This is a genomic window from Propionivibrio sp. (assembly GCF_016790145.1).
Taxonomy (GTDB): domain Bacteria; phylum Pseudomonadota; class Gammaproteobacteria; order Burkholderiales; family Rhodocyclaceae; genus Propionivibrio.
In genome coordinates this window covers 1-6,134 of record NZ_JAEUOI010000072.1, presented here as the reverse complement: position 1 = coordinate 6,134, position 6,134 = coordinate 1, and the positions used below count along the sequence as shown (strand labels likewise).

Annotated in this window: 6 protein-coding genes; all 6 read right to left on the bottom strand. The window is 57.1% G+C overall.

Annotated features, from left to right (window positions below):
• Positions 1-180 (bottom strand): polysaccharide biosynthesis/export family protein (locus JNM42_RS06360; RefSeq protein ID WP_294267799.1); only part of this gene is annotated, 180 nt, incomplete at its 3' end.
• Positions 181-454: 274 nt separating this feature from the next.
• Positions 455-1,429 carry an EpsD family peptidyl-prolyl cis-trans isomerase gene (locus tag JNM42_RS06355; RefSeq protein WP_294267798.1) on the bottom strand — a complete coding sequence of 325 codons (975 nt, stop codon included), beginning with the start codon at positions 1,427-1,429 and terminating at the stop codon, positions 455-457.
• A gap of 346 nt (positions 1,430-1,775) precedes the next feature.
• Complete coding sequence (epsL, locus tag JNM42_RS06350) at positions 1,776-3,008, bottom strand: XrtB/PEP-CTERM-associated polysaccharide biosynthesis outer membrane protein EpsL (protein WP_294267796.1); 1,233 nt, start codon at positions 3,006-3,008, stop codon at positions 1,776-1,778.
• An 8-nt stretch (positions 3,009-3,016) separates the two neighbouring features.
• On the bottom strand, positions 3,017-3,535 hold the full coding sequence (locus JNM42_RS06345) for a cyclic nucleotide-binding domain-containing protein (protein ID WP_294267794.1): 519 nt from the start codon (positions 3,533-3,535) through the stop codon (positions 3,017-3,019).
• Positions 3,536-3,546: 11 nt separating this feature from the next.
• A complete protein-coding gene (locus JNM42_RS06340) occupies positions 3,547-4,953 on the bottom strand; it encodes an undecaprenyl-phosphate glucose phosphotransferase (protein WP_294267792.1) in 1,407 nt (468 codons plus the stop codon).
• 3 nt (positions 4,954-4,956) lie between these two features.
• Positions 4,957-5,751: an XrtB/PEP-CTERM-associated transcriptional regulator EpsA gene (gene epsA, locus JNM42_RS06335; RefSeq protein ID WP_294267790.1), complete on the bottom strand. Its 795-nt coding sequence runs from the start codon at positions 5,749-5,751 to the stop codon at positions 4,957-4,959.
• Positions 5,752-6,134: the final 383 nt, after the last annotated feature.

The window sequence follows — 6,134 nt, the reverse complement described above, 5'->3', positions numbered from 1 at the left end:
GCCGTTTTCCGAGACCCGGGCTTCAATGGTCAGGTCGGGGTTCTGGAAGACCTGAACGCGTATGGCGTCACCCGCACCGAGAGGGTAGTCGAGTTGCTGGGCCGCCTTGTCCTGCGCAAAGGCGCTGGTCGCCAGCAGCGTAGCGAAAATCAGGAATGCATGTTGTAGTCGTTTAAGCATTTATTACTCCGATTTATCCGGGCAAACACAGTGGCACGCTCTTTCAACCTGTCGCGAACCCGTAAGTCGGGTTAGCGATCGTGTCCCCAAAGGGATTTTAGACATCGTCCCTTTGATCTCCGGGGCATAACCCGCGCTTCTTACCCGACCCTCACCCCAGCCCCTCTCCCGCGGGAGAGGGTGCGCGGTAGCGCGGTGTGGGATGGCCGGTATGAAATTTCCAGAAACTCCCGATTCATCATGACTGACCATCAGGCCAATGCAGATTTACAGCTTATTTCAAACCGGCAACGCCCTTTTCGATGTTGCTGCTGGCCGGCTTTTTTTCGGCAGCGGGTGCGGGTGCCTTGGCCGGTGCCGTTGCCGGTACAGCAGCCGGCGTTGCGGCCGTTGCCGGTGCAGCGGCACTTTCGGCAAACTCGCCCATATAGGCAATTTTCGCATTGGCCTTGAGTTGCTTCAACTCGCTCGCTGCCGCTTCGCCGGCACGCTGGTTGCCAAGGAACTGCTGCACGCGCGGTATGGCGACGGCTTCGGTGACCGGTGCCGACTGAGAAGCGGCCAGGCGCATGATGGTGATGCTCTGGGCATTTTCGAGCAGCAGGCCCTGGCCGTCTTTCAGCGCGTGGACTTTCGGCAGCAGGTCGAGGGGAATCTGTTCGGCCGGTCGCGTAGCGCTGCCACCGGTAAACTTGATGTCCTTGCTCTTGAGCCAGATGGCGATGTCTTCCATCGACTTGCTGGCAGCGACCATCTCGCGCAGGTTGCCAAGGACGTTGCTGGAGGCCGGTACGACAATTTCCTGTATGTTGTAGATACGGCGCTCGGCGAACAGTTGCGGATGCTCGGCAATGTATTTTTTGGCTTCTTCCAGTGTGGGCTTGGGTTGCGCGGCAGCGATCTGTTCGATATAAGCGCGGGCGAGGATTTCCCGGCGCGCCGCTTCGATGGCCATGAGGACTTCCGGCGAACGGTCGATCTTCTTTTCGACGGCCTTTTCGACGGCGAGCTGCTGGTCGATCAGCTTGTCGAGGATTTCACGGCGAACGCGCGGTGCCTGTTCCGGGGGGATGGCAGCGGCGTTGCTGCGCCCGAGCACGAAGTTGATCTGGTGCACTGAGATTTCTTCGGAATTGACTTTGGCGGCGACCTGGCTGGCCGGCTTTTTTTCGTCCTTGCTGCCACAGGCAGAAAGACCGATAAGCAGTGAGGCGGCAAGGATCGGCAGGGCGATTCGGGTGCTGAGCATATTTCGCATGATCGTGTTGGTTCTCTCGGTTAAGCCGGAACAAGATGTCCGGTGACAGGGCGATCCGGTTTCAGGGCAGCCGACATTCTATATCGGTTCTGGTAAAAGTGAGGAACCGCCTCACTTTCGTGTGTTGGCCCTCAGGTTTTCCTGGCGCGGCATCAGGTAAAACTGCCGCTCCGCCCCGGCAACAAAAATAACAAAGTGCAACAATACCAGCGTAAGACGACAAGATAAATAGTCCTTTCGGGCTAATCGGTTATCATGATCCTGTCAGGTTTTCGTTTGCGGGTCTCTGCGCTAACCCGATCTGTGAACGGCGAACAGCGCTCGTTACACGAAAAAATCAAAAATTGAACTGGACGTTGATGCCGGCGGTGGCGTTCTTGTAGTCATTGTCCGGTGTGTTGGAAGTGCGTCGGCTGTCGGTCACGGTAGCGGAGAGCGAGAGGGCATTCAGGGGTTGCCAGTCGAAGGCGAGCAGGGCGGTATTGAGCTTGTCGCTACGACCGTTGAATGCGGTGGGGGCGATGGCACCCAGATAATCGATCGTCATGTAATCGTATCGGAAGCGCAGCGCGGTCTTGGCGCTTGTTTGCCAGATCGGGTTGAAGTAGAAGCCGTCGGTGACGGTATAGCTGCTGTACTCCGTCTCATAGGCTGCAAGTTGGCGCGTCCAGCCACCGCGAATAAGGGTCTTGTCGGTGACGTTCCAGTTGAGGCTGAGCTCCCCGATGGTGCCGCTGAAGTCGCGTGAGGTGAACGTGTCGTGGCTTCGGTCGAGCCAGCCGATGCGTCCATTCAGACTGGTTTTATCGCTGATCGGCCACTTGAGGCTCAACTCGTTGGTGGTCTGATCGAACTGGTTGTCGAGCTGAATGGCGGGTATCGGTACCGGGCGGTTGTCGTAGACGCCCCGCCCGGTGCGGTTGATGTATTTGAGGCTGCTTCCGGATGGGAAAGCATAGCGGGCGCCGGCTTCGACTGAATTGATCGTGGTATCGCCTTCGGCAACGAATATCTCGCTGTTCTTGCTGACGTCCTGGGTCACGCCGCCGAGCAGGTGCCAGCCGGCGCCGAGCTCGAGGTCGGCATCGAAGCGCTGGTTTTCGTAGGTGCGCAGGTTTTGCCTTCTGAAGTTTCGGGTGTCGTAAAAGTTGTTCATTGATTCCTGGAAGCTGCTGCTCAGGTTGCCACTCAGGTAGGGGGTCAGGCGCCAGCGCCAAGCCGCATTGTAGTTTGGGGCGGTGAAATTGAGGTAGTCAAAGTTCCTGTACCGGTAATCGATGATGTTCAGGTCGAGTTCGAAGCGTTGCAGCGAGTAGGCCTTGTTGATCTTGAGGCCAAAGGTGGTGGCGGTGAGGATGTCCGATTTGTCGGATGTGCCGATCAGGAGTTGGGCGTTGGCCGAGGGGGGCAGCAGGAAGAGGTTGCTGTAGTACGTTACGTTGGTGCCGATAAAGATGTTCCAGGTGTCGAGATTGTCGGCACGCGCTGCGCTCGCGCACAGCAATCCGGCGAGTGCAAGTAATGCGGCACGTCGCGCGCGCAAGAGGAAGCAGCGTTGAAGACGGTTCACGGCAGCGCTCAGACCAGTGTGCTGATGATGGTGGGCAGCATGCGGATGGTAGCTTCGCGCAGGCGTACCGTAATCAGTTGCAGGAGCAGGAGCAGCAATTTGTTGCCGAGACGCGGGTGGTCGATGAGGATTTCGTTCAGCGCCTCATGCGTGAATACGGCAAAATCGGTCGGTTCGGCCGTTTTGCAGGTAGCCGAGCGTTGCTGCCCGTCAACCAGCGACATCTCGCCGAGGAATTCGCCCGGACCAACCATTGCGACGATCTTGTACTCGTTGTCCTTCCAGTGCTTGATGACATTGACCGAGCCGGTGAGGATTATCAGCATGAAGTTCCCGCTGTCGCCCTCTTGCAGTATGGTGGCTTGGCTGGGGGCGCCATAACATACCATGTAGGAGCACAGCAGACTGCATTCCTCGCGGGAAAAATGCTCTAGCAGCGATGGCGATTTGAATAGTTCAAGAATGTCATCGATGAAGTTGGAGGCGCTACCGAGCTGCTCAAGTGTCGCGAAATTGTTATATGGCATGATTGTCTGGCCTAGTAAGCGGTCTGGTCCTTGAAAACGACAAGGATGGTCTTGAATATGATTTGCAGATCAAGGGATAGCGACCAGTTGCGCAGATAGTCGAGGTCGAGGTCAATGCGCCCCTGCATCTTGTCGAGCGTTTCAGTTTCTCCACGAAAACCGTTGACCTGCGCCCAGCCGGTGATGCCGGGCTTGACCTTGTGGCGGATCATGTAGCCCTTGATCAGTTTGCGATACATCTCATTGTGGGCGATGGCGTGCGGGCGCGGCCCGACAATGCTCATGTCGCCTTGCAGGACATTGATAAACTGCGGCAGTTCGTCCATTGATGTCTTCCTCAGGAAGCGGCCAAGCGGGGTGAAGCGGCTATCGTTTTTCTGCGCTTGTTTAATTGCGTTCCCGTCCTCGCAGACGGTCATGGTGCGGAATTTATAGACCAGTATCTCCTTGCCGTCGAGCCCGTAGCGGCGCTGCTTGAAGATGACCGGTCCGGGCGAGGTGAGCTTGACGGCGATGGCAATGCACAATAGAAGCGGAATGATCAGGGTTAGGATCAGCAGCGAAAGAACGATGTCGCTGCTGCGCTTGAGGAGGCCGCTGCTGCCGGCAAAAGGCGACTCGCAGACCGATATGACAGGCATCCCGCAGACGGATCCGGTGCGCCCCTGGATGAGGTCGGTTATGAACATGTCCGGAACGAAATAGATCGACGCCGTGGTGTCCATGAGTTCGTCGAGTACCTGCAGGATGCGCGGCTGGGAGGCCATCGGCAGCGAGAGGTAGATGCGCTGGATGTAGTTTTTCTTGACGTAGCCCGGCAGATCTTCAAGCCTTCCGAGAATTGCAAAGTTTCCCTGATCGCCAAGGCGCGCTGCGGCGCGATCGTCAAAGAAGCCGCACAGGTCGACGAGCAGATAACGATTCTGTGCAATACGGTTGGCCAGCGCCAGGCCCTGTTCGTTCATGCCGACAATGATGGCGCGTAGCGGCGGCCCCTGCATCGATAAGAACAGGGGCGCCAGTGCGCGCAGGGCCAGGTGGGCTCCAAACTGGGACAGCGGTGCAACCCAAAACCAGGTGATCAGCAGTTCGCTGGAAAAAACTTTCAGGTAGCGGCTGGCAAAGCCAAGAAAGAGAAGCAGCCCGGCAACCCACAGCCAGTTGATCGTTATGTCCAGCATCAGACGCCAGACCGGGGACTGCAGTTGGGAGGTGCCGGGAAAGGTGAGCGCGAAGAGCAGCACGGCGAGCAGCAGATAAGGCGGCAGGAATTCGCCTTCAAAGTGGAGGGTCAGCAGCGCAAGGGACAGGGTGAGGACAACGGGATCCAGAAACACCTCGATCGCACCCAGCAGGTTGTCGCGGTCTATCGGACGGGCTTTGCTGTGCATTGAAGCGATATTGGCGGCGGATTGCATGGCTCAGTCCCTGAAGGCTTTTTGCGTTGTTTCGAACTTTGAGACCGCCTGCGTACGATTGAATACCCCCAACTTCTTGAATACCCGCTGAAGGTGGTTCTTCACCGTGAATGCGCTGATGTCGAGTATCTGGGCAATCTCGATGTTGGTCTTGCCCTGCCGAACCCGGCTCATGATTTCTATTTCGCGCGAACTGAGGAGTTCATCGTTCGCTTCACTTGTTGCTTCCTGCGGGTTGAGCATTTCGTTCTGGCGTGGGAGATGGGCAACTTGCCGCAGGGCGGTGTCGAGGTAGGGGAGCAGATTCTGCATGGCGTTGCGCGACAGCTCTTCGTGCCTGACTTTGGTGCTGAGCATGACATAGAGGCAGTCATGGCGACCGCGTGCATCGCTGATGCCATGAATCAGCGATGAGCGCATGTCCTTGAGGGCGCCACCAAGAGCGCATTTGATGCCGCTGTCTTCAAGGGCGAATCCGGATTTTACGGAACCCAGGATGAACGACTTTTTGCCGATTTCGACCCAGTGCTCGAACATTTCGAGTAGAAACGGGTGCAGAAGCTCGGTACTGTAGTATTCGGTGCGCACGCCGGGCAGGTTGGAAACGATGTCGTGCCGGATCAATCCGAGATGGAAGTCACCCCACGCGGCAATCATGATCTCGTGCGGCAGGTAGCTCTGTATGTCGCCTTGCAGCCACTTCAAGAGCTCATAGTGGTTACGAATGTCGACAGCATCCTGTATGACCTTGAAATAGCGTCCCAGGTCAGCGGCTGGCAATGAGGCAGGAAAACTCATGGGCGAGGTCAGTCGTCGTTTTTAATCTATTCGGGTCCATATCAGCACGTGCTGCGCAGACCGCACGAGCAATTCAGGCAGGCTGCTGTCAAATTGGCGCAGATTATAACGTATGGTGCTGAAAGACAGGTTGAGTCTGCGGTTGAAACCAAAAACCGCAGTTGAGCGTAAAGCTAATATCCCTAGGCCCTCATCCCGCAGGGAGAAGGGTGCAAACCCCCTGTGGGAGGGCTGGGGTAAGAGCCAAACCCTCGCCAAACCTGGTGTTGCGGCCAATTTGTCGCGCTCACTGCGGTTATTCGCTGTTGCCGTTGACCCAGCGCAGAGACTCTGCCAGGCAGGTGTTGAGCTTGCCTCGATCAAGCCCGGTAGCGTGTAATTGA